Origin of the sequence: Streptomyces sp. NPDC058469, assembly GCF_042721125.1 — a bacterium.
Lineage (GTDB): Bacteria > Actinomycetota > Actinomycetes > Streptomycetales > Streptomycetaceae > Streptomyces.
This window is the reverse complement of the sequence record NZ_JBHXME010000051.1, coordinates 4,148-25,700: the sequence shown is the minus strand read 5'-3', so window position 1 is coordinate 25,700 and position 21,553 is coordinate 4,148. Positions and strand designations below refer to the sequence as shown.

The window sequence follows — 21,553 nt, the reverse complement described above, 5'->3', positions numbered from 1 at the left end:
GTACCGTCCGGCGGAGGGGAACCCATGGCCACCGAACTGCCCCGCATCATCAGCGTCGACGATCACGTGATCGAACCCGCGCACCTCTTCGAGACCTGGCTGCCGAAGAAGTACCGGGACCGCGGCCCCCAGCCGCTCACCGCCGGAATCGGCGAACTCGCCTACGTGGCGGGCAAATACCAGATCACGATGGACCCGGACGGCCCGCCCACCGACTGGTGGATCTACGAGGACCTCAAGTTCCCGTACAAGCGCAACATCGCCGCCGTCGGCTTCGACCGCGACGAGATGACCCTGGAGGGCATCACCCGCGAACAGATGCGCCCGGGCTGCTGGGACCCGGTCGAGCGGCTCAAGGACATGGACCTCAACCACGTCGAGGGCTCGCTCTGCTTCCCGACCTTCCCGCGCTTCTGCGGCCAGACCTTCGCCGAGGCGCACGACAAGGAGGTCGCGCTCGCCTGTGTGCGCGCCTACAACGACTGGATGGTCGAGGAGTGGTGCGGCGACAGCGGCGGCCGGCTCATCCCGCTGTGCCTGATCCCTTTGTGGGACGTGGAGTTGGCCGTAGCGGAGATCAAGCGCAACGCGGCACGTGGCGTACGGGCGATGACCTTCTCCGAGATCCCCACCTACCTCGGGCTGCCGTCCATCCACTCCGGCTACTGGGACCCGTTCTTCGCGGTCTGCCAGGAGACCGGCACGGTCGTCAACATGCACATCGGCAGCAGCTCCCAGATGCCCGCCGCCTCACCGGACGCGCCCCCCGCCGTACAGGCCTCGCTCTCCTTCAACAACGCCATGGCCTCGATGATGGACTTCCTCTTCAGCGGGGTCCTGGTGAAGTTCCCGACCCTCAAACTCGCCTACTCCGAAGGGCAGATGGGCTGGATCCCGTACGCCCTGGAGCGCGCCGACGACGTGTGGGAGGAGCACCGCGCGTGGGGCGGGGTGCGGGACCTGATCCCCGAGCCCCCGTCGACGTACTACTACCGGCAGATGTTCTGCTGCTTCTTCCGCGACAAGCACGGCGTCGCGTCCCTGGACGTCGTCGGCCGGGACAACGCGACCTTCGAAACCGACTACCCGCACGTCGACTCGACCTTCCCGCACACCAAGGAGGTCGCCCTCGACCACGTGAAGGGCCTCGACGACGGGACGGTCTACAAGCTGATGAGGGGCAACGCGATCCGCATGCTGGGCCTGGACCTCGACAACTGATGGATCACTGATGGATCTCTCGTACACGGCCGAGGAGGAGGAGTTCCGCGCGCGACTGCGGGACTGGCTGGCCAAGGCGCTCCCCACCCTGCCCCCGAAACCGTCCCCCGACGACTGGCCCGCCCGCCGCGCGTACGACCTCGGCTGGCAGCGGATGCTGTACGACGCCGGGTACGCCGACGTGCACTGGGGCGCGTCCCCGACCACCCGCCTGATCTTCCTGGAGGAGACCGAGAAGGCGGGCGCGCCCTACGTAGGGGCCAACTTCGTGGGGCTGTTGCACGCCGGGCCGACGATCGCCGCCGAGGGTACGCCCGAGCAGCGGGAGCGCTGGCTGCCGCCCGTGCTGCGCGGCGACGAGGTGTGGTGCCAGGGCTTCAGCGAACCCGACGCCGGCTCCGACCTCGCGGCACTGCGCACGCGCGCGTGGCGGGACGGCGACGACTACGTGGTGACCGGTTCCAAGATCTGGACCTCGCACGCCGAAGTCGCCGACTGGTGCGAGCTGTTGGTCCGCACCGACCCCGAGGCGCCCAAGCACCGGGGCATCAGCTGGCTCGCGATGCCGATGGACGCCCCAGGCATCACTGTACGGCCGCTGCGGACGCTCGCCGGGTCCGCCGAGTTCGCCGAGGTGTTCCTCGACGAGGTGCGGGTGCCTGTCGGCAACCGGGTGGGGGACGAGAACGACGGGTGGCGCGTGACCATGGTGACCCTGTCCTTCGAGCGCGGTACGGCGTTCGTGGGTGAAGTCGTCGCCTGTCGGCGGGTGTTGGGGGAACTGGCCGTGGAGGCGCGGCGGAACGGGCGTTGGGACGATCCGGTGCTCCGTCGCCGACTGGGCCGGTTGAACGCCGAGTTCCGGGCGTTGTGGCGGTTGACGCAGTGGAATGTGAGCGAGGCCGAGGCGAGTGGGGGAGTGCCGGGGGTCGGGGGGTCGGTTTTCAAGTTGCGGTATTCGCATGCGCGGCAGGAGTTGTACGACGCGGCGGCGGACGTCCTCGGCCCGGACTCCCTGGACTTGGACCGCCCTTGGGTGCTGGACCGGCTGTCCTCGCTCTCCTACACGATCGCCGCGGGCACCTCGCAGATCCAGCAGAACATCGTGGCCGAGCGGATTCTCGGGTTGCCGAAGGGGAGGTGAGCGGTGCGGTTTCAACTGACCGAGGAGCACCGGGCGTTGCGGGCCGCTGTGCGGGATGTGGTCGGCCGTTCGTCGTCCGCGGGTGCGTGGGGGCCGGTCGCGTCCCGCGGCGGAGCCGCTGATGGATACAGCCCCGCGCCCCTACGGGGCGCTGCTGCTCGGCCCGGTGATTTTCAGTGTCGGCTCGATCGGGGGCTGTGGCGGGCCCTCGGAGATCTCGGGCTGTTCTCCCTGCGGTTGGCCGAAGCGGACGGAGGAGCCGGACTCGGGCTGCCCGAGGCCGTGTTGGCGTTCGAGGAGGCCGGGTGGGCGTTGGTGCCCGGGCCGTTGGTGGCGACGCATCTCGCGGCCGGGGTGGTGCCGGGCGCGGCCACCGGGGAGACGGTGGTCGCCGCTGCCGACGGCAGCCTCGTGGAGTGGCTGGCCGAGGCCGACGTCGTGCGGCCGGGCGCCGAGGGAGCCGTACCGCTGCGGTCGGTGGATCCGCTGACGCCGCTGCACCGGGTGCCGGCCCCGGCGCGCACCGACCCCGTCGCCGTCCTCCTCACCGCCGCCGAGCAGCTCGGTACCGCCACGCGTGTGTGCGGTCTTGCCGTGCAACACGCCCGGACGCGTGAGCAGTTCGGGCAGCCGATCGGGGCGTTCCAGGCCGTCAAGCATCTGTGCGCGCAGTCGTTGGTGCGGGTGGAGGTGGCGCGGGCCGCGGTGTACGCGGCGGCCGTGACGGCGGACGCGGTGGACATCGCGGCGGCGCGGCTGCTGGCCGACGAGGCGGCGGTGCGTGGGGCACGGGACTGTCTGCAGGTGCATGGCGGGATGGGCTTCACCTGGGAGTCCGAGGTCCATCTGCACCTGAAACGGGCGTGGGTGCGCGCTCGGCGTGGCGGCGGGGGCACGGAGAGTGAGGAGGTGCTCGCGGCGGATCTGGTGGCCCGCGCGGCGTAGCGGGGCGCCTGCCTGCGGCGATCGGGACGGGTTCGACAACGGTGTCGCGGATCGTGGCATATCGGAATCACGGAGCGTTGATATCGGGTTGTGTCCTACGCGTGACTTGTCACGGCCTGGAGTCGTCTGTGGGCTCCGGTACCTTGTGTGGGATGCGAGTGGTTCAAGGTACGAGCCATGCCGGTGCTGCCTGTGAGGCGGCTCCGGATCGGGCGATGCGCGCCCCCGCTCGCACGGCAGAACGGGCTTTCACCCCTGCCTGTTCGACTCCTCGCGGTGAGCGTCGCACAGTATCCCGCACACGTACTCCTTCGCGCTGGAATATGCCCGAAGCGCTTGTTGGGGTGACTGAACGTCAATCATGCTGTCTCGCAAGGGATTCACGTTCCGTGACCCTTGTTCTGGCCGTTGTTCTGGTCATGCAGGAAATGGCTACGATCGTGGCCCTCGTGAGGCGCGAGGCTAAGTGTCCGCCGGTTCGGATGGTGTGAGCGGTGCAGGTGCTTCAAGTGCAGCTGGAGATCCGGCCCGACCCCGCTGAGGTGGGGCGAGCCCGGCGGTGGGCGCGCTCACGGCTCGCCGGGTCCGGGATAGAGGCCGACGAACCGCTCGCGGAGACGCTGATCCTGCTCGTCTCCGAGCTGGTGACCAACGCCGTGGTGCACACCGGCTGTCCGGCCGTGCTGCGGCTCTCCCTGCCGGGTGTGGTGACCGAGTCGGCCACCGTGCGCCTGGAGGTCGCCGACACCAGCTGCAAGGCGCCTGTGCCGCGCTGCGCGGACGGCGACGAGACCGGCGGCCGCGGCCTGGCCCTGGTGGACGGCCTCGCCGACCGCTGGGGCTGGAGCGCCGAGGGCACCGGCAAGCGCATCTGGTGCGAGATCGACCGGGACAGTGAACCCCGGGAGGTCGCGTGCGACGGCGCTGTCGAGGCGTACGAGGGCTTCGAGTTCGAGGGCTTCGCGTACGAGGCGGTGTAGCCGCCTCACCTCCGGGTGTTCAGGTGCGGCGGTGTAGGTGCTGCTTGCAAGTGCCGGGCGGAGATGCGCCGGGCTGTGCTTCCGCACGCGCCCTGTGACAAATGCGGCTTACAGAACAAATCCCCGGATGGGCGTTGACGCGAAGTGACCATGTGGTCACGCTTATGGGCAGCGATTCGCCGCGAGGGGACGGCGAGGGCTTCGGTGACGGGAGCCCTCGGCGAGTGTGGGTCGTGTTCGGCGTGGGCCCCCTCGGGGCCGGGGGTCAGGACGGGGCGCCGGAGTCGGATGGCGGCACGCGGTGCCGTGCTCGGGGCGGGCAGTAGCGCGCCGCCATCCGACCGTAAGTCCGGCCCTCGTCAAAACCGGACTGTCCTAGAGGATGGCGATAGGGGCCACCGGGGTTCCCGTTGCGCCCACGAAAGGTTCGGGCATCGCCGACAGGAAGAACGTGTAGCGGTTCTCTTGTCCACAGGCTGTGGACAACTCTTCGAGATTCCAGTTCTGGCCCTGCAGCATGCCCATCTCGACCAGATCGAGAGCGTGTACCGGCAGCCACAAGTCGTCTATTTCCGGCGGAAATATCTCAAAGGTCAGGGTGTCGTTGGCGACCGCCGCGACATCGCGCGCGTGGAACCACTCCGGCGTACGGACCGACAGCCCGGGTGACGGATAGCCGTACCCGTGCTTGTCGCCGGCCAGATACACCTGCACCTGCCCGGTCCGTACGAGCACGATGTCTCCCGCGCGGACGTGTGTGCCGGCGAGTTCCTCGGCGGCCTCCAGGTCCTCCGGCGTGACCACGTGACCGCCCTCCAGCCGATCGACGCCACGCGCGCGTGCCACGTCGAGCAGGACCCCGCGCGAGACGATGTGCCGGGCCTTGTCGATCCCGCTGAACTCGGCGCCGCCGTGCGGGGTCACGGTGCCGGCCGGGCGGCCGTTGTAGAGCTTCGCGGAGTGCGAGACATGGGTCAGCGCGTCCCAGTGGGTGCCGGCCTGCAGCCCCATGGTCACGGCGTCGTCGCTGCACGCGACCGTTCCCGGGCCGAAGATTTCCTGGTTGATCTGCACCATCGCGTGCAGGGGGTTGATCCTGCCGGGGATCAACCCCGTCTGGACGCCGTCCTGTTGGAGGGGCAGCGCGAGGGGGACGCGGCGGCCGGTCCGGATCTCGGCGCCGGCCGCTCGGACCACCTCGTCGGTGATCAGGTTCAGCGTGCCGATCTCGTCGTCCGACCCCCAACGGCCCCAGTTGTTCACGCGCTTGGCGATGTCGTGGAACTCAGGACCAAGTGTCGGCGCTGACATCGGGGCCTCCCCGGGGCTTGTCTCCAGGCATCTGACGGGTCGTAGAATCTGAGTCGAATCTAACGGACCGTCAGAAACCGCGGGAAGGGCCAGACATGGGGAACTTCTTGGCAGGCAAGGTCATCGCCGTGACAGGCGCGGGGCGGGGGATCGGACGGGCGGTCGCGCTCGGGGCGGCGGCGGAGGGGGCGCGGGTCGTCGTCAACGACTACGGGGTCTCGATGGACGGGGCGTCGCCGACGAGTGAGATCGCGGAGGGCGTGGTCAAGGAGATCTTGGCGGCGGGCGGGGAGGCGGTCGCCGTTGCCGACGACATCTCGACCATGGCTGGTGGGCAGCGGGTTGTTGACGTCGCGGTGTCGTCGTACGGGCGGATCGACGGGGTTGTCTGTGTTGCCGGGATTCTTCGGGAGCGGATGCTTTTCAATATGTCCGAGGAGGAGTGGGATCCCGTTCTCGCTACTCACCTGAAGGGGACGTTCACTGTGTTCCGGGCGGCGTCGGCTGTTATGCGGAAGCAGCGGGCCGGGACGTTGATCGGGTTCACCAGCGGGAATCATCAAGGGTCGGTTTCTCAGGCCAATTACAGTGCGGCCAAGGGTGGGATCATCTCGCTCGTGCGGAGTGCTGCGCTCGGGTTGAACAAGTATGGGGTTACCGCCAACGCGGTGGCTCCTGTTGCTCGTACGCGGATGTCGGCGAACGTTCCTATGGAGTTGGCGGAGATCGGGTCTCCGGAGGATGTTGCGGCGCTGGTTGTCTATCTGCTGTCCGAGCGGGCTCGGGAGGCGGGGATTACCGGGCAGGTTTATACGGTTGCCGGGGAGAAGATCGCGGTGTGGGCGCAGCCTCGGGAACTGAGGGCGGCGTATGCCTCCGGCGGTTGGACGGCTGAGAAGATCGCGGAGTTTTTGCCGGGGTCGGTGGGGGTGGATCCGATGCCGATGCTTGGGCGGTTGCAGGAGATGGAGAGGGCTGCGCGGGGTGGGGGGCGGCCTAACGCCTAGTGGGGTGGGGCGGTGCGTTGTGTGGCGTGTGCGGGTTCGTTGTGGCTGGTCGCGCCCACGCGGCGGAGCCGCAAATCGATACAGTCCCGCGCCCCTTAAGTAACTGACCTGAACGGTGTTCTTGAGGAGCCCCCTGTGGAATTTGGATTTGCTGCCGAGGATGAAGTGTTTCGGGCGGATGTGCGGGCCTGGCTGGCGGAGCATGCCGAGTCCGGGCAGGAACGGCGCAGTTGGGAGCGTGCTCTCGGTAAAGCCGGGTGGATCGGGCTGGGTTGGCCGGAGTCCGGGTATGGGAATCGCTCCGGGACTCTCACTCAACAGGTTGCCTGGGCCGAGGAGTATGCGCGGTCGGACGCTCCGCCTCGGTCTGGGCATATTGGGGAGAATCTGCTGGCTCCTACCCTTATCGCACATGGTTCGGACGAGCAGAAGTCCCGTTTCCTGCCTGCCGTTGCCGCCGGGGATGAGTTGTGGTGTCAGGGGTACAGCGAACCGGGGGCCGGGTCCGATCTTGCGGGGGTGCGGACCGTTGCTGTGCGGGATGCCGGGGACGGGTCCTATCGGGTCACCGGGCAGAAGATATGGACCTCGCTCGCCCATGAGGCCGACTGGTGTTTTGTGTTGGCTCGGACCGAGGCGGGGTCGCGGCGGCATCGGGGGTTGAGTTTTCTGCTGGTGCCCATGGACCAGCCGGGGTGTGTCGAGGTGCGGCCCATACGGCAGTTGACCGGGACCAGTGAGTTCAACGAGGTGTTCTTTGATGGGGCACGCGTGCGTGCCGAGCATGTGGTCGGGGGCGAGGGGGAGGGGTGGCGGGTCGCCATGAGCCTGCTCGGGTTCGAGCGGGGGGTGTCGACTCTCGCCCAACAGATCGGGTTCGCGAGTGAGTTGGGGCGGGTGGTCGAGGCTGCCGTTGCCTCGGGTGCGGTGGGTGATCCCGTCCTGCGCGATCGACTCGTGCGGCAGTGGGCCGAGTTGAAGGCCATGCGGTGGAACGCCCTGCGGACCTTGGGGCGGGCCGGCGACGCGGGGGCTCCCAGTGTGGCCAAGCTGTTGTGGGGCGGGTGGCATCAGCGGCTCGGGGAGTTGGCGATGCAGGTGCGGGGGGCCGCGGCGACGGTGGGACCGGTGGACTGGACGCCCTCCTCGTCGTACGAACTCGACGTTCTCCAGCACCTGTTCCTCTTTTCGCGGGCCGACACGATCTACGGCGGCTCGGACCAGGTTCAGCGCACGATCATCGCCGAGCGGGTGCTCGGTCTGCCCAGGGAACCCAAGGGAGTCGTCTGATGCGCGGTGTGGTCTTCGACGGCAAGCAGATCCAGGTCGTGGACGATCTGGAGGTGCGGGAGCCGGGGCCCGGTGAGGTACTGGTCGCCATCTCGGCGGCCGGGTTGTGCCACAGCGATCTGTCTGTGGTGGACGGGACCATACCTTTCCCCGTTCCTGTGGTGCTGGGACATGAGGGTGCCGGGGTGGTCGAGGCGGTGGGTGTGGGCGTCACCCATGTGGCGCTTGGGGATCATGTCGCCCTGTCCACGCTCGCCAACTGCGGGACGTGCCCGGAGTGCGACCGGGGGCGGCCGACCATGTGCCGGCAGGCCATCGGGCGGCCGGGGCAGCCGTTCACGCGGGGCGGGCAGCCGGTGTACCAGTTCGCCTCCAACTCGGCCTTCGCCGAACGGACCGTGGTGAAGGCCGTGCAGGCCGTACGGATACCCAAGGACATCCCGATGCCGTCCGCCGCGCTCATCGGGTGCGGAGTGTTGACGGGGGTTGGTGCCGTTCTCAATCGGGCGCGGGTCGACCGTGGAGACAGTGTCGTCGTCATCGGGACCGGGGGGATCGGGCTCAATGTTCTTCAAGGGGCCCGGATCGCCGGGGCGTTGACGATCGTCGCGGTGGACGCGAACCCCGGGAAGGAGGGGGTGGCGCGGCAGTTCGGGGCCACGCACTTCCTCACGTCGACGGAGGGCGTGCGGGAGATTCTGCCGAACGGGGCGGATCACGCCTTCGAGTGCGTGGGACGGGTCGAACTGATTCGGCAGGCCGTGGATCTGCTGGATCGGCATGGGCAGGCGATTTTGCTCGGGGTGCCGCCGGCTACGGCCGAGGCGTCCTTCCTCGTCTCGTCCATGTATTTGGACAAGTCGATCCTGGGGTGCCGGTACGGGTCGTCGCGGCCGCAGCGGGACATCGCCCTGTACGCCCAGTTGTATCGCGAAGGGCGGTTGCTGCTCGACGAGTTGGTGACCGAGACGTATCCCGTCGAGGACTTCGAGAAGGCGGCGGGGGATGCGGAGGCGGGGCGGGTGGCTCGGGGGGTTCTGACGTTCTGACGTCCTGGCGCCTCGGGGATACTGACGACGGCCGCTTGTTGGCGGCCGGGCTTCGTGGATGGCTGGAGTTATCCACAGGCGGGGAAAATTCGTGGGGCATTGTCATTCACGGGCCGTAGCGTTTTGGCATGACTTACCGCGATGTGGTCTCCCGACAGGTCCTGACCTGGTCCTGTACCGCCATCGGTGCCCGTATGCCCGTGGCCATGGCGCCGCTGGCCCTGGTCTTCCTGGTGCGCGAGCGGCCGGGGGGCTACTCGCTGGGCGCGATACTCGCGGCGGCCTATGTCCTGGGGGAGATCGGCGGTGCGCCGGTGCTCGGGATGCGGTTGCGGCCGGAGCGGGCGCGGGTTCAGCTGGCTGTCGGGCTCGCGGTCGGGACGGTGGGGTTTCTGGGGCTCGGGGTGTTTCCGGGGGCCCATCCCGCGGTGCTCGCCGGGTTCGCGTTCGTCGCCGGGGGCGCGCCGGCCGCCGCCACCGGTGGATTGCGCACGCTGCTCAGCGAGTTGGTGCCGGCGCGGTCCGTGGCGCAGGCGTTGTCCGTCGAGTCGATACTGACGGCGGGCGTGTGGGCCGTGTCTCCGGCCGCGGTGGCCGGGCTGGCGCTCGGTGTCGCGCCGAGGGCTCCGCTGCTGCTCGCGGCCGGGCTGATGGCGTGGTCGGTCGCGGGGCTGTGGCTGCTTCCGGCCAGGTTGGGCGCGGGTGCCGGTGACACGGACGGTGAGGGTGGGGCTGGTGCTCCGCTGCTCCGGGTGCTGGTCGGTGCGTGGCCGGTGTACGTCGTGGGCGCGGCCAGCCTCGCCCTGCTCGGGCTGTCCGAACTCGTCCTCCCCGCCCTCCTCGAACAGCGCGGCATCGGCGTCGGCTGGTCCGGCCCACTCCTGACCGGGATGGCCGTGGGTGGCGGGCTCGGCGCGTTCGTCTACGGCTTGCGCGGCTGGCCGGGGCTGTTGCGCACCCGCAGTCTGGTGCTGATGGGCGGCACCTCGGTGTGTGTGGCGCTGGCCGCGGTGATACCGGCCACGGCGGGGATCGCGGTCGCGCTGGTCATGGGCGGCACGCTCCAGTCGGGGGCGATGCTCACCCGGAACCTTTCGCTGCGAGAGGTGTTGCCGCCGAGGGCTCTGGCCGCGGGGTACTCGGTGATGTACGCGGCGGCGGGGGCGGGGTACGCGGCGACGGGGTCGTTGGCCGGTGCGCTGCTGAAGGTGGCTGCGCCTTCGACGGCGATTCTGGCGGGGGTGTGTCTGACCGTGGTGATGACCGGGGTGGGGTGGTGGGGGGAGGTTCGGCGGGCGAGACGTTCCGGGAGTTCCCGGCGTTCCGGGCGGACGGCGTCGGCACTGGAGGAAGGAGGGATGGGGGATTTCGACACCGGGGCCGGTCGGTTCGGATGCCGAACGTGCCGTAGCGCCAGGTCAGTTGAGGGCGTCGACCGCGCCGTAGCGCACGGAGTCGGTGTTGGCCCCTGCAACCCCCGTCGTCCCCGTGCGGAAGGTGCGGCGGTAGCCGGTCGGGGTGACTCCCAGGGCCGTCTGGAGGTGCTGGCGCATTGACTGGGCGGTGCCGAAGCCGGCGTCCGTGGCGACCTGGTCCATGGAGAGGTCGGTGGACTCCAGGAGGTGCCGGGCGCGTTCGACGCGTTGTTGGGTGAGCCACTGGCCGGGGCTGATGCCGACCTCCTCGCGGAAGCGGCGGGTGAAGGTGCGGACGGACATCGCCTCCTGCTCGGCCATGTCCCGGAGCTGGAGGGGTTCGTGGAGGCGGGCCAGGGCCCAGGTACGGGCGGCGGTCGTGGTCGCCACCTGCGGGTCCGGGACCGGGCGGTGGATGTACTGCGCCTGGCCGCCGTCGCGGTGGGGCGGTACGACGGTGCGGCGGGCGACGTCGTTGGCGACCGCGGTGCCGTGGTCGCGGCGGACCATGTGCAGGCACAGGTCGATCCCGGCGGCGACACCGGCGGAGGTGAGGACGTCGCCGTCGTCGATGAACAGGACGTCCGCGTCGACCTCGATCTGCGGGAACAGTTCCTGGAAGCGTTCGGCGTCGGCCCAGTGCGTGGTGGCGGGGCGGCCGTCGAGGAGGCCGGCGGCGGCGAGGACGTAGACGCCGGTGCAGATGGAGGCGAGGCGGGTGCCGGGGCGGATGCGGGCGAGGGCGGCGGCGAGTTCGGGGGTGAGGACGCCCTCCTCGAAGACCGGGCCGAGTTCGTACGACGCCGGGACGATCACCGTGTCGGCGGTGGCCAGGGCCTCCGGGCCGTTCGGGACGTGGATGGAGAAGTCGGCGTCGGTGTCGACGGGGCCGGGCGGGCGGACCGAGCAGGTGACGACCTCGTACAGGGGCCGGCCGGTCTCGGGGTCCTTGGGGCGGCCGAAGATGCGGTGCGGGATGCCCAGCTCGAAGGGGAGGAGGCCGTCGAGGGCGAGGACGACGACGCGGTGGGGGCGGAAGGCGGTGGTGGCGGGGCCTGGGGGTGGGCCTGAGGTTGGGTCTGGGGCTGCGGCTGGGGCCATGGCCCGATTCTAGCGAATGCTGTCCTTCGGGCCAGTGGCTCGGTAGGGGTGGGATGCCGGAAGCTCATTGACGTGACGCAGACAACCGATGCCACGACCGGCCCCAGCGCCGCCGAGGAGCCCGGCCCCGCACCCAGTGGCCGTAGCCGTACCCGCCCGTGGCGGAGCCGCATGATGTCACCGCACCGCGCCTGGTTCGTCGCCGCCGTCACGTTCGTGACGATCATCGGTGCGGCGGCGTTCCGTTCGCTGCCCGGGCTGCTGATCGATCCGCTGCACCAGGAGTTCGGCTGGTCGCGCGGCACGATCGGGGCCGCGGCCTCCATCAACCTGGCGCTGTACGGGCTGACGGCCCCCTTCGCGGCGGCTCTCATGGACCGCTTCGGCATCCGGCGCGTCGTCGCGGTCGCGCTGACCGTGATCGCGCTCGGGTCCGGCCTGACGGTGTGGATGACGGCGCCGTGGCAACTGCTGCTGTGCTGGGGCCTGTTGGTGGGGCTGGGCAGCGGTTCGATGGCGCTCGCCTTCGCGGCGACGGTCACCAACCGCTGGTTCACCGCGCGGAAGGGCCTGGTCACCGGCATCCTCACGGCGGCGTCGGCGTCGGGCCAGTTGATCTTCCTGCCGCTGCTGTCCTGGCTGGTCGAGGGGCACGGATGGCGCCCGGCGGCGATCACGGTGTCCCTCGCGGCCCTCGCCGTGGTCCCCTTCGTCTGGCTGCTGCTGCGGGACCACCCCGCGGACGTGGGCGTGAAGCCGTACGGGGCGACCGAGTTCGTACCGAAGCCGGAACCGGTGACGGGAGCGGCCCGCCGTACGATCGCGGTCCTCCTCAAGGCGGTCCGCACGGGCCCGTTCTGGCTGCTGGCCGGCACCTTCGCGATCTGCGGCGCCTCCACGAACGGACTGATCCAGACCCACTTCGTGCCCGCCGCCCACGACCACGGCATGCCCATCACGGCGGCGGCCTCGCTGCTCGCGGTGATCGGCGTCTTCGACGTCGTCGGCACGATCGCCTCCGGCTGGTTCACCGACCGCTTCGAACCCCGCCGCCTGCTCGCCGTCTACTACGCCCTGCGCGGCATCTCCCTCCTCTTCCTCCCCATGCTGCTGGCCCCCACCGTCCACCCCCCGATGCTCTTCTTCATCGTCTTCTACGGCCTCGACTGGGTCGCCACGGTCCCACCCACCCTCGCCCTGTGCCGCGAGCAGTACGGCGAGGACAGCGCGATCGTCTTCGGCTGGGTCCTCGCCTCCCACCAGATCGGCGCGGCGCTGGTCGCCTTCCTGGGCGGGGTCGCCCGGGACGCGTTCGGGTCGTACGACATGGTCTGGTATGTGTCGGGGGCGCTGTGTGCGGTGGCGGCGTTGATGGCGTTGGTGATTCGGCGGCGGGGCGTGATGCCGGCGGCTGCGTGAGGAGGGCGGCGTGAGGAGGGCGGCCTCCGCCCCCTGCCGTCAGTCGGCCGTCCGTACCGGAGCGCTGCTGCGCCCGCGACCCCGGCCGCTGAGTTCGGCGTCGAACGTCTCCTGGGCGACGCGCATGGCCTCGGCGTACTCGGGTTCCTGCAGGCGCTTCCACATCTCGTCCTCGGGGACGTCCTCGACGTGAGCGACCACCCACCAGATGTTGCCGAAGGGGTCCTTGACCCGCCCGCCGCGGTGTCCGAAGGCGTCGTTCGCCAGGGAGGTGACGATGCGGCTGCCGGCGTCGACGGCCCGTGCGAACGCCTGGTCCGCGTCGGGCACGAACACGCGGAGCAGGCTCGGCATGACGGGCCAGTCCGCGGCTCGGTCGAAGGCCAGCACGACGGTGTCACCGACCCGGATCTCGCCGTGCCCGATCGCTCCGCCCTCGGTCACCACCCGCCCGAGTTCCTCCCCGTCGAACGCCGTGGCGACGAAGTCGAGGAAGGCTCCCGTGTCGTCGGTGACGACCCAGGGGGCGACGGTGGTGTAGCCCTCCGGGGCGGGGTTGGTCTGGTGGGGCATCGGGAGTCCCTTCGTCGCTGCCGGGTGTCGGGGGCGACGGTAGGGGCGGAGTAGGTCAGTTTCTGTCCCACTGGTGGGGAGACGCGTAACGGCGCACGTAACGGCGTTCGCTGCTCGGCCAGTTGAGGGGCGGACGAGCGGTGTCGACGCCGGTGTCGATGCCGATGCCGGCGCCGGTGTCGGTGTCGATCAGAGGAACCGGCCTCGATGGAACAACAGCGGAGCCGCGTCCCCGTCGTCCGCCACCCCCAGTCCGTCCACCCGTCCCACCACGATCAGATGGTCGCCCCCGGTGTGCACCGCGTGGATCGTGCAGTCGACCCAGGCCGCGGCGTCGGTGAGGCGGGGGGACCCGGAGATGGGGGAGGCGTCGTAGGGGACGTCCGCGAACTTGTCCCTGCCGCTCACCGCGAAGCCGCGGCACAACTCGCCCTGGTGGGCGGCGAGTACGTTGACGCAGAAGACGCCGACGCGGGCGATGCGGGGCCAGGTCGTGGAGGTGCGGCCGACCATGAAGACGACGAGGGGCGGGTCGAGGGAGAGGGCGGAGAAGGACTGGCAGGCGAAACCGGCGGGGCCGGGCTCGCCGGTGGCCGCGGGGGCGGTGATCACGGTGACGCCGGTCGCGAACGTGCCCAGTACGCGCCGGAATTCACCCTGGTCGACCGGTGCCCGCTCGTCGTCCGTGACACACCGAAGCTCCGGCCGCGGCAGCGCCTCGACAGGCTGCGCGGCCGGAGCGCTTCCGGCCGACCTGAGGTACCGGACGGCGGCCGCGGCCGCCCCTGCGTGTCCCATCACATCACCCATTGAAGCTGACGGATCATCAGATAGGAAGGGGTACGGCAGCGCCGGCATCCGGAGCCGGAGGCTCGCTCAAGTCGCCCGTCCCTCGCCTGTCCTTCGTCCGTCCTCAGGGGAAAACCACAGGTTACGGGGCAGAACATGGGGGTTACGTCGCCGCACGGACCCCTCCGGGTCACCCCCTGCACGCCCACCCCCAGCAGTGTTGCGGAACGACCGCCACCGTTACATCACCGGTGGCTGCCGTGACCTGAGGAGCACCCACACGATGAACCGTCTCACCGCACGCGGCGGCGCGGTGGCCGCCGTTGCCGGCCTCGCCCTGACGCTCGCCGCCGCCCTGCCCGCGCAGGCCGCCGACTCGGCCGTGACCGAGTCCCAGTGGCTGACCGACGTCGCCACCGTCACCGGCCCCGCGCAGACCTACATCGACTCCCGCGCCGCCGCCAACACCTCGGGCGCCAAGCAGGCGATCGTGCTCGACATCGACAACACCTCGCTGGAGACCCACTTCAAGGGCGGCATCACCGTCCCCGCCACCCCGCCGGTGCTCGCCCTCGCCCGGGACGCGCACGCCAAGGGCATCAGCGTGTTCTTCGTCAGCGCCCGCAGCAACCTCTTCAACGCGGTCACCAAGTCCAACCTGACGACGGTCGGCTACACGGTCGACGGCCTCTACGCCCGCACGGTCGCCCAGTTGCTGACCGAGTCCATCGCCGACTTCAAGACCTCCCAGCGCAAGGCGATCGAAGCGAACGGCTACGACATCATCGCCAACATCGGCAACAACACGACCGACCTGTCGGGCGGTTACGCCGACACGACGTACAAACTCCCGGACTACGACGGCCTGTTGGACTGACCCGCACAACGGCCCAGGGCCCGCGGGGAGTTCAACGAACGAGCGTCATGATGATGTCGTCGAGGTCGGGGAACTCTCGCGCGGCCCGCACGATCACCCGGATACGCTGGGCCGGGTGATCGAGACTGAGCGGCTCCTGTTGCTGCCTCTGGGCGTGGGTGACGTCGAGGCGTTCGTCGCGCTCCACGCGGATGACCGGGTGAACCGGTTCGTGGGCGCCTACTCGCATCAACAGGCCTTGGAGCGCCTGCGGTTGATCGACCGTCAGTGGACGGAGCGCGGTCACGGGCTGTGTGCGATCGAGCTGAAGGACGGCGGCGATTTCATCGGCCGGGCCGGGTTGAACTACTGGCAGCCCTTCGACGAGGTGGAGCTCGGCTGGACGCTGAAGGCCGAGGCGTGGGGGCGCGGTTACGCGACCGAGGCGGCTCGCGCATGCCTGGAGTGGGGATTCGGGACCCTGGACGCGGACTACTTCACCGCCATGATCCATCCCGAGAACACCGCTTCCGCGCGCGTCGCCGGCCGACTGGGGTTCACCCCGCTCCGCGAGGACGTGCTGCTGGGCAACCCCGTCGCGGTGTACTCGCTGGACCGGCCGTCCTCGGCGTGAGGCCCGGGGGGTCACCGCCCCCGATACTCCGGACTCCGCCGCTCCACGAAGCTCGCCACGCCCTCCCGCGCGTCCTCCGTCGTCATGTTGATCTCCTGGGCCGCCGCCTCCGCCGTGAACGCCGTCGCCCGGTCGTTGTCCAAGGACGCGTTGACGAGCTGCTTGGTGAGGGCGAGGGCGCGGGTCGGGCCCGTGGCCAGGCGTTCCGCCCATTCCCGGGCCGTCTTCTCCAACTCCCCGTCCGGTACGACCCTGTTGACGAGGCCGAGCCGTTCCGCGTCCGTCGCGCTCACCGCGTCGCCGAAGAACATCAGTTCCTTCGCACGCTGTGGGCCGATCAAGCGGGGCAGCAGATACGCGCCGCCGCCGTCCGGGACCAGGCCGCGGCGTACGAACACCTCGATGAACCTCGCGGATTCCGCGGCCAGTACGAGATCGCAGGCCAGGGCCAGGTGGGCGCCCAGGCCGGCTGCCGTGCCGTTCACCGCGGCGATCACCGGTTTCTCGCAGTCCAGGACCGCCGAGATGAGGCGTTGCGCGCCCAGGCGGATCACGCGGGCGACGTCACCGGCCACCCGTTCGCCGCCGGTCGTCGCTCCGCCGCCCCGTAGGTCCGCGCCCGCGCAGAAGCCGCGGCCGGTGCCGGTGAGGACCACCGCCCGTACGGACGGGTCCGCCGACGCCTCTCCCAACAGGGTTATCAGGCGGTCCCGTTGGGCCGGGGTGATCGCGTTCAGTGCCTCGGGGCGGTTGAGGGTGAGGTACGCGACGCCGCCCGCGATCGTGTGCGTGACCTCGGCCATCGGCTCGGTCATCGGCACACCGCCAACGCGTCCAACGCCACCGCGCCCTGCCCCCTGGGCAGCACCATCAGCGGGTTGATGTCCAACTCCGAGAGCACATCGCCCAGTTCGAGGGCCATGCGCTGCACCCGGAGGATCACCTCCACCAGCGCGTCCAGGTCCGCCGGGGGGCGTCCCCGTACCCCGTCCAGCAGGGGACGGCCGCGCAGTTCCGCGAGCATGTCGCGCGCCGCCTCCTCGCCGAACGGTGGCACCCGTACCGCCGCGTCCCGCAGGACCTCCACCAGGACCCCGCCCAACCCGACCGTCACCGTCGGGCCGAACAGCTCGTCCTGGGTGACGCCCACGACCATCTCGACGCCCCGTTCGACCATCTGGCAGACGAGGACACCGTCGAGGGCCACGTCCTCATAGCGCGCGATGTCCGTCAACTCGCGGTACGCGTCCCGGACTTGACTCGCCGATGTCAGGCCCACCTTCACCAGGCCCAGCTCCGTCTTGTGCGCGATCCGCGCGCCGGACGCCTTCATCACCACCGGGTAGCCCACCAGCCCCGCCGCCCGTACGGCCGCCGCCGCGCTGGTCACCAACTGCTCGCGCGGCACCCGGATTCCGTACGCCCGCAGCAGTTGCTTCGCCGCGTGCTCGCTCAGCTGCTGGCCCGGGCGCATCAGGGCCTGGGCCTTGCGGAAGGAGGGGGAGACGGCGCGGGGGGCCTCGTCGAAGGGGGAGCGGTAGGACCGTACGAAGCGGTGGTGGGAGAAGTAGGCGTGCAGGGCTGTGATGCAGTTGCCCACCGTGCGGAACGTCGCCACTCGCGATGAGCCCAACAGCGCCTCGCGGTACGCCGGTTCGGTGCCCACCGGTGAGCCCCACACCACGCACACCAGCTTGTCCGTGCGCTCGGCCGCGGCCACCAGGTCCTCCACCAGCTTGTCGCTCAGCGGCGGGAACGGGCCCGTGATGGGGCAGACCAGCACCCCTACCTCCGGGTCGTCGAGGATCGCGTCGATGATCTTCCGGCCGCGCCAGTCGCCCACCGGGTGCCCGCCGTTGTCGACCGGGTTCGCCACGCTCAGGTACGGCGGTATCCACTCGTGGAGTTCGGACTGTTTTGTCTCCGACAGCTGTGGCAGTCGCAGGCCGGCCTCGCTCGCCAGGTCGGCGAAGTGGGCGCCCGTGCCGCCCGAGATCGAGTACACGACCACCCCCTCGGCCACGGGAGCCTTCGCCCGCGCCAACAGGGTCGCCGTGTCCTGGAGTTCGTCCAGGCCGTCGACGCGGATCACGCCGTACTGGCGCATCGCCGCGTCCACCACCGTGTCCGCGCCGGTGAGTTTGCCGGTGTGGGAGGCGGCCGTGCGCGCGCCGGTCTCCGTGCGGCCTACCTTCACCGCGACCACCGGGACCTTGCGGCGGGCGGCGCGGTCGGCGGCCAGGAGGAAGGAGCGGCCGTCCTTGAGGCCCTCGATGTAGCAGGCTATGGCGCCCACTTCGGGACGCTCGGCGAGGTAGGAGATGAAGTCGGCCGTCTCCAGGTCGGCCTCGTTGCCGGTGGGTGCCCAGTGGGAGAGGCGGATGCCCAGTTCCTGCAGGGCGAAGACCGGGCGGCCCTGGTGGCCGGACTGGGTGATGAGGGCGATCGCGGGTCCTTCGAGGTCCTCGCGGAAGTTCTCGAAGGCGTTGAGGTTGGTGTTCGGGCCCAAGAGACGGAGACCCGACCTCCCTACGGCGGCGGCCAGTTGGGCCTGCGCCAGCGTCCCCTCCTCGCCCGTCTCCGCGAAGCCGGACGCGAAGGCGACCGCGAACTTCACCTTCGCCTCGGCGAGTTGCTCGATCACGGGGAGCGGGTCGGCCACCAACACCACAGCCAAGTCGACTTGTTCGGGGAGATCGGTGACGGAGGGGAAGCAGGGGACGTCGAAGACCGTGGCGCGGGTGGGGTGCACCGGGTGCAGGCGGGCACCCACCCTCTGCGCCCAGGCCATGAGTTGGCGGGTGATGCCGGTGTTCGGGCGGCCCTCCGTGTCCGAGGCGCCGATCACGGCGACCGACTCGGGGCGGAAGAAACGGTCCAGGTCGGGTACGCCCGCGTACAACGGCCGCCCGCTGACGTCGAGATCGTCGACGTCGGCGGGCCTGCCGTGGACGGCGGGGCCGGGTTGCTCTCCGCAGGCGATGACCCGGGCCCGGCGGGAGTCGGTGGTGAGGGTGCCGTGGGTTGATCCAAGCATCGGTCCGCCCCGCTCCTGTGTGACAGCATAGTCAACTGACGCAGTGTCAGATTACTGAACTGACACTGCGTCAGGAACGGTCGTGCACGCAAAGAACGGACGGACCCTAGCTCACGGCACTCCTGCGGACGGACTTGGCGACCGCCTTGGCGATCTTCTGCGCGTCGATGGCCAGTTCGCGGAGCATGCCGCTGATGGGGTTGGTGAAGCCGGTGAAGTACAGGCCGGGCGCGTCCTTCGGGGTGTGCGCGCCGTGTACGACCGGCTTGCCGCGGGCGTCCAGTACGCCGAGGTGACCGACGAGTTGCTCCAGGGAGCGGACGTACCCCGTGGCCGCGATCACGGCGTCCGGCCCGATGCGGTCGCCGCCGGCGAGGACCACCTTGCCGTCCTCGAAGCTCTCCACGGCCGGCACGATCTCGACCCGCCCCTTGCGTACGGCGTCGATGAGCCCGACGTCCTGCACGGGGATCGACCCCTCGTTGACCCGGCTGTACAGCCCGGTGTCGGGGCGCGGCAGCCCCTGCGCCGACAGGTCCGGCACGCTGACCTTCGCCACCGGCCCCGCGAGCCGGTCGACGAGGCCGACCGGCAGCCGTCGTACGAGAACGCCTGTGTACTGGGCCGCCCAGCCAGCGGTCGAGCGGCGCAGGATGTGCGGCGCCGTGCGGACGGAGAGGCGTACGCGGGACGCGCCACCCTCGATCAGGTCCACGGCGATCTCCGCACCCGTGTTGCCGATGCCGACGACCAGGACGTCCTGCCCGGCGTAGGGCTGGGCGTTGCGGTAGTCGGCGGCGTGCAGGAGTTCGCCGGTGTAGGTGTCGCGGCCGGGCCAGTCGGGGAACCGGGGTGTGTGGTTGGTGCCGGTGGCGACGACGACCGCGCGGCCGGTCAGCTCACGGCCGCCGGTGGCGTGCAGCAGCCAGCCGGTGCCGTCGGCCGAGCGCTCGATGCGGGAGACCTCGACGCCGGTGACGATCTCCAGCTCGTGGACCTCGGCGTACTTCTCCAGGTAGCGCACCACGTCGTCCCGCGAGACCCAGCGGCCGAAACGGCGCGGCATCGTGAGCCCGGGCAGCCCCGACAGCCGCCGGGTGGTGTGCAGGTGCAGGCGGTCGTAGTGCCCGCGCCAGGACGCTCCGACCCGGTCCGACTTCTCCAGTACGACGGCACGGATGCCCTGCGCGCGCAGCGCGTACGCGGCGGCGAGACCGCCGGGGCCGCCGCCGATGACGTACACGGGGCGGTCTATGTGGTTCTGCGCCGCGGGGTTCGGGGACGCTGTGGAGTCGGCCATGAGCGCGAGCGTAATCACGCACTACGTTGATGGGTCTCGGTCAAGCCCGGAATTGGTTGCGGATTGATCACGGGTGTGGAGGAGTGGGTGAGGCTGGTGGCGTAGAGCCTCTGGTTGTGGGATGCGGATGAAGGCGCTGCGGCCGGGAAAGCACACGACGCCGAGCCCGCATCGTGCGCGAAGGGGCTCGGCGTCGTGCTGGCGGCGACCGGAACGTATGACGGGAAACCGGTACCGCGTTCTGGGGGGCGGGCGACCAGGTGCCTACTTCCGCTTGGCCTTGTGGCCCGTCACCTTGGCGATCCAGGTGATGAAGTCGGCCGGGTCGGTGTTCGAGCCGTGGCCCTCGTCCCAGTAGTAGATGTGGTTCACGTCGTCGCCGAGGTTGTCGAGGCGGGCGGCGAGGTTGGCGGCGACCGTCAGCGAGGTGTCCGAGTCCTTGGTGCCGAGGCGGATCCACCAGTGCTGGGAACGGTTCGGGTTGACCTTCTCGACCAGGTGGTACATCGGGTTCATCAGGTCGAGCTTCGCGGGGATGTCGCTCGCGACTCGCTTGCTGCTCAGGCCGGTTGAGTCGTTCTTCGCGCCGTACGCCGTGAAGTGGCGGGCCAGGGTCGTGCCCGCGCCGAACTCGTTGTTCTCGCCGGCCGACAGGTCGAAGGCGTCGAAGGCGGGGGTGTCCTTCTTGCGGGCGCCGACGTGGGTGAGGAAGTCGGCCCAGGTGAAGGTGGCCTTGCCGCCGGCCCAGGTGATGAAGGTGTTGGCCTTCAGGTAGGTCTCGCGGGCGGAGTCCGAGAGCGCGGCGAGGTAGGTGGTGGCCGAGGGCTCCAGGTACTGCTTCACCATGTACGCGTCGAGGTTGCGGGCGTTCAGCGGACCGAAGCCGCCGAGGCCGCGCAGCTTCAGCCCGGCCTCGTACTCGGCGAACTGCGCCTGCAGCGCCTTGGAGACCGTCTGGTCGACCAGCTTGCCGGTGCTCAGGTCGTTGGCGCCCCAGTTCCACTCGTAGGCGCCGTCGGCGTGCTCCAGGTCGGTGATCGGGCACCAGGCGCCGGTCGCGAAGATCGCGTCGGAGGCGTCGGCCGCGCCGATCTCCTTGAGGTACGTGTCGTAGATCGGGCTGTCACCGGAAGCGCCGAGCAGGGAGGACAGGGCGCCACCGGCGCTGGTGCCTGCGGAAACGATCCGCTCGGTGTCACCGGGGATACGGCCCTTGTTGGACCGCACGTACCGGACGGCGGCCTTGAGGTCGACGATCGCGGCCGGGGCTGTGCCGTAGTACGCGCCGCTGGAGTTCTTGAGGGTACGGCCGCGGGCGCCGGGCTCGACGACCACGTACCCGGCGGCCAGTGCCAGGAGCTGGTTGGTGGAGAGGGCGCCGCCGGTGCCGTTGGTCGCGCCGGTCGCGTTCGAGGCGGAGGCGCTGGGGGCGGGGCCGGCGGAGGACGAGGCCGCGCCGCTGGGCGCACCGGCGCCGGGGCC

At 70.2% G+C, this 21,553-nt stretch carries 18 protein-coding genes and 1 pseudogene; 11 read left to right on the top strand and 8 right to left on the bottom strand.

Annotated features, from left to right (window positions below; all coding sequences use genetic code 11):
* Positions 1-24 precede the first annotated feature (24 nt).
* The 4 genes from ACFWP5_RS22365 to ACFWP5_RS22350 all read left to right on the top strand — a co-directional run bounded on the left by ACFWP5_RS22365 (position 25) and on the right by ACFWP5_RS22350 (position 4,290).
* Positions 25-1,221: an amidohydrolase family protein gene (locus ACFWP5_RS22365; RefSeq protein WP_384159162.1), complete on the top strand. Its 1,197-nt coding sequence runs from the start codon at positions 25-27 to the stop codon at positions 1,219-1,221.
* Between the two features lie 10 nt (positions 1,222-1,231).
* Entirely contained in the window at positions 1,232-2,365 is a 1,134-nt protein-coding gene (locus tag ACFWP5_RS22360; protein WP_384159159.1) for an acyl-CoA dehydrogenase family protein, read from the top strand.
* 3 nt (positions 2,366-2,368) lie between these two features.
* Positions 2,369-3,310, top strand: coding sequence for an acyl-CoA dehydrogenase family protein (locus ACFWP5_RS22355; protein ID WP_384159156.1), 942 nt, complete (start codon positions 2,369-2,371; stop codon positions 3,308-3,310).
* A 509-nt stretch (positions 3,311-3,819) separates the two neighbouring features.
* Complete coding sequence (locus tag ACFWP5_RS22350; protein WP_384159242.1) at positions 3,820-4,290, top strand: ATP-binding protein; 471 nt, start codon at positions 3,820-3,822, stop codon at positions 4,288-4,290.
* Between the two features lie 375 nt (positions 4,291-4,665).
* Here ACFWP5_RS22350 and ACFWP5_RS22345 read toward each other — a convergent pair whose 3' ends face one another.
* The gene (locus ACFWP5_RS22345) at positions 4,666-5,601 is read right to left on the bottom strand and encodes a cyclase family protein (protein WP_384159153.1); all 936 of its coding nucleotides are present in this window, start codon (positions 5,599-5,601) and stop codon (positions 4,666-4,668) included.
* A 95-nt stretch (positions 5,602-5,696) separates the two neighbouring features.
* On the opposite strand from ACFWP5_RS22345, the gene ACFWP5_RS22340 reads away from it, so the two are divergent.
* The 4 genes and pseudogenes from ACFWP5_RS22340 to ACFWP5_RS22325 form a co-directional block, all read left to right on the top strand.
* On the top strand, positions 5,697-6,608 hold the full coding sequence (locus ACFWP5_RS22340) for an SDR family NAD(P)-dependent oxidoreductase (RefSeq protein WP_384159150.1): 912 nt from the start codon (positions 5,697-5,699) through the stop codon (positions 6,606-6,608).
* A 135-nt stretch (positions 6,609-6,743) separates the two neighbouring features.
* Positions 6,744-7,898 (top strand): acyl-CoA dehydrogenase family protein, encoded by a 1,155-nt coding sequence (locus ACFWP5_RS22335; RefSeq protein ID WP_384159147.1) that lies wholly within the window; start codon positions 6,744-6,746, stop codon positions 7,896-7,898.
* Complete coding sequence (locus ACFWP5_RS22330) at positions 7,898-8,947, top strand: Zn-dependent alcohol dehydrogenase (protein ID WP_384159144.1); 1,050 nt, start codon at positions 7,898-7,900, stop codon at positions 8,945-8,947. The genes ACFWP5_RS22335 and ACFWP5_RS22330 overlap by 1 nt, the downstream gene beginning before the upstream one ends.
* 128 nt (positions 8,948-9,075) lie before the next feature.
* Positions 9,076-10,308: pseudogene (locus tag ACFWP5_RS22325) on the top strand (MFS transporter); the annotation flags it as partial.
* A 57-nt stretch (positions 10,309-10,365) separates the two neighbouring features.
* On the opposite strand, the gene ACFWP5_RS22320 reads toward ACFWP5_RS22325, so the two are convergent.
* Positions 10,366-11,463, bottom strand: a complete 1,098-nt coding sequence (locus ACFWP5_RS22320; RefSeq protein WP_384159141.1) for a GlxA family transcriptional regulator — start codon at positions 11,461-11,463, stop codon at positions 10,366-10,368.
* A 72-nt stretch (positions 11,464-11,535) separates the two neighbouring features.
* Here ACFWP5_RS22320 and ACFWP5_RS22315 point away from each other — a divergent pair, with 72 nt between their 5' ends.
* A complete protein-coding gene (locus ACFWP5_RS22315) occupies positions 11,536-12,882 on the top strand; it encodes an MFS transporter (RefSeq protein WP_384159138.1) in 1,347 nt (448 codons plus the stop codon).
* 39 nt (positions 12,883-12,921) lie between these two features.
* On the opposite strand, the gene ACFWP5_RS22310 is transcribed toward ACFWP5_RS22315, so the two are convergent.
* Positions 12,922-13,455 carry a VOC family protein gene (locus ACFWP5_RS22310; protein ID WP_384159135.1) on the bottom strand — a complete coding sequence of 178 codons (534 nt, stop codon included), beginning with the start codon at positions 13,453-13,455 and terminating at the stop codon, positions 12,922-12,924.
* 189 nt (positions 13,456-13,644) lie between these two features.
* Positions 13,645-14,253 carry a flavin reductase family protein gene (locus tag ACFWP5_RS22305; protein WP_384159133.1) on the bottom strand — a complete coding sequence of 203 codons (609 nt, stop codon included), beginning with the start codon at positions 14,251-14,253 and terminating at the stop codon, positions 13,645-13,647.
* Positions 14,254-14,527: 274 nt separating this feature from the next.
* Between ACFWP5_RS22305 and ACFWP5_RS22300 the strand changes: the two genes are divergently transcribed.
* Positions 14,528-15,121, top strand: coding sequence for an HAD family acid phosphatase (locus ACFWP5_RS22300; RefSeq protein ID WP_384159130.1), 594 nt, complete (start codon positions 14,528-14,530; stop codon positions 15,119-15,121).
* A 115-nt stretch (positions 15,122-15,236) separates the two neighbouring features.
* Positions 15,237-15,734 (top strand): GNAT family N-acetyltransferase, encoded by a 498-nt coding sequence (locus ACFWP5_RS22295; protein WP_384159127.1) that lies wholly within the window; start codon positions 15,237-15,239, stop codon positions 15,732-15,734.
* 11 nt (positions 15,735-15,745) lie between these two features.
* Here the strand turns inward: ACFWP5_RS22295 and ACFWP5_RS22290 are convergent, their stop codons facing one another.
* From ACFWP5_RS22290 to ACFWP5_RS22275, 4 genes are all read right to left on the bottom strand, one after another.
* Positions 15,746-16,549 carry an enoyl-CoA hydratase/isomerase family protein gene (locus tag ACFWP5_RS22290; protein ID WP_384159124.1) on the bottom strand — a complete coding sequence of 268 codons (804 nt, stop codon included), beginning with the start codon at positions 16,547-16,549 and terminating at the stop codon, positions 15,746-15,748.
* Complete coding sequence (locus ACFWP5_RS22285) at positions 16,546-18,771, bottom strand: acetate--CoA ligase family protein (protein WP_384159121.1); 2,226 nt, start codon at positions 18,769-18,771, stop codon at positions 16,546-16,548. The genes ACFWP5_RS22290 and ACFWP5_RS22285 overlap by 4 nt, the downstream gene beginning before the upstream one ends.
* A gap of 106 nt (positions 18,772-18,877) precedes the next feature.
* Positions 18,878-20,071, bottom strand: coding sequence for a flavin-containing monooxygenase (locus tag ACFWP5_RS22280; RefSeq protein WP_384159118.1), 1,194 nt, complete (start codon positions 20,069-20,071; stop codon positions 18,878-18,880).
* 264 nt (positions 20,072-20,335) lie between these two features.
* Positions 20,336-21,553: subtype B tannase (locus ACFWP5_RS22275; protein WP_384159115.1), on the bottom strand; the 1,218-nt coding region annotated here is incomplete at its 5' end.

What these genes read in the sequence shown, in the direction of transcription:
- ACFWP5_RS22365 (WP_384159162.1), top strand. Translation starts at nt 25, where the DNA reads ATGGCCACCGAACTGCCCCGCATCATCAGCGTCGACGATCACGTGATC.
- ACFWP5_RS22360 (WP_384159159.1), top strand. Translation starts at nt 1,232, where the DNA reads ATGGATCTCTCGTACACGGCCGAGGAGGAGGAGTTCCGCGCGCGACTG.
- ACFWP5_RS22345 (WP_384159153.1), bottom strand. Translation starts at nt 5,601, where the DNA reads ATGTCAGCGCCGACACTTGGTCCTGAGTTCCACGACATCGCCAAGCGC.
- ACFWP5_RS22340 (WP_384159150.1), top strand. Translation starts at nt 5,697, where the DNA reads ATGGGGAACTTCTTGGCAGGCAAGGTCATCGCCGTGACAGGCGCGGGG.
- ACFWP5_RS22330 (WP_384159144.1), top strand. Translation starts at nt 7,898, where the DNA reads ATGCGCGGTGTGGTCTTCGACGGCAAGCAGATCCAGGTCGTGGACGAT.
- ACFWP5_RS22320 (WP_384159141.1), bottom strand. Translation starts at nt 11,463, where the DNA reads ATGGCCCCAGCCGCAGCCCCAGACCCAACCTCAGGCCCACCCCCAGGC.
- ACFWP5_RS22310 (WP_384159135.1), bottom strand. Translation starts at nt 13,455, where the DNA reads ATGCCCCACCAGACCAACCCCGCCCCGGAGGGCTACACCACCGTCGCC.
- ACFWP5_RS22305 (WP_384159133.1), bottom strand. Translation starts at nt 14,253, where the DNA reads ATGGGACACGCAGGGGCGGCCGCGGCCGCCGTCCGGTACCTCAGGTCG.
- ACFWP5_RS22300 (WP_384159130.1), top strand. Translation starts at nt 14,528, where the DNA reads ATGAACCGTCTCACCGCACGCGGCGGCGCGGTGGCCGCCGTTGCCGGC.
- ACFWP5_RS22290 (WP_384159124.1), bottom strand. Translation starts at nt 16,549, where the DNA reads ATGACCGAGCCGATGGCCGAGGTCACGCACACGATCGCGGGCGGCGTC.
- ACFWP5_RS22285 (WP_384159121.1), bottom strand. Translation starts at nt 18,771, where the DNA reads ATGCTTGGATCAACCCACGGCACCCTCACCACCGACTCCCGCCGGGCC.
- ACFWP5_RS22280 (WP_384159118.1), bottom strand. Translation starts at nt 20,071, where the DNA reads ATGGCCGACTCCACAGCGTCCCCGAACCCCGCGGCGCAGAACCACATA.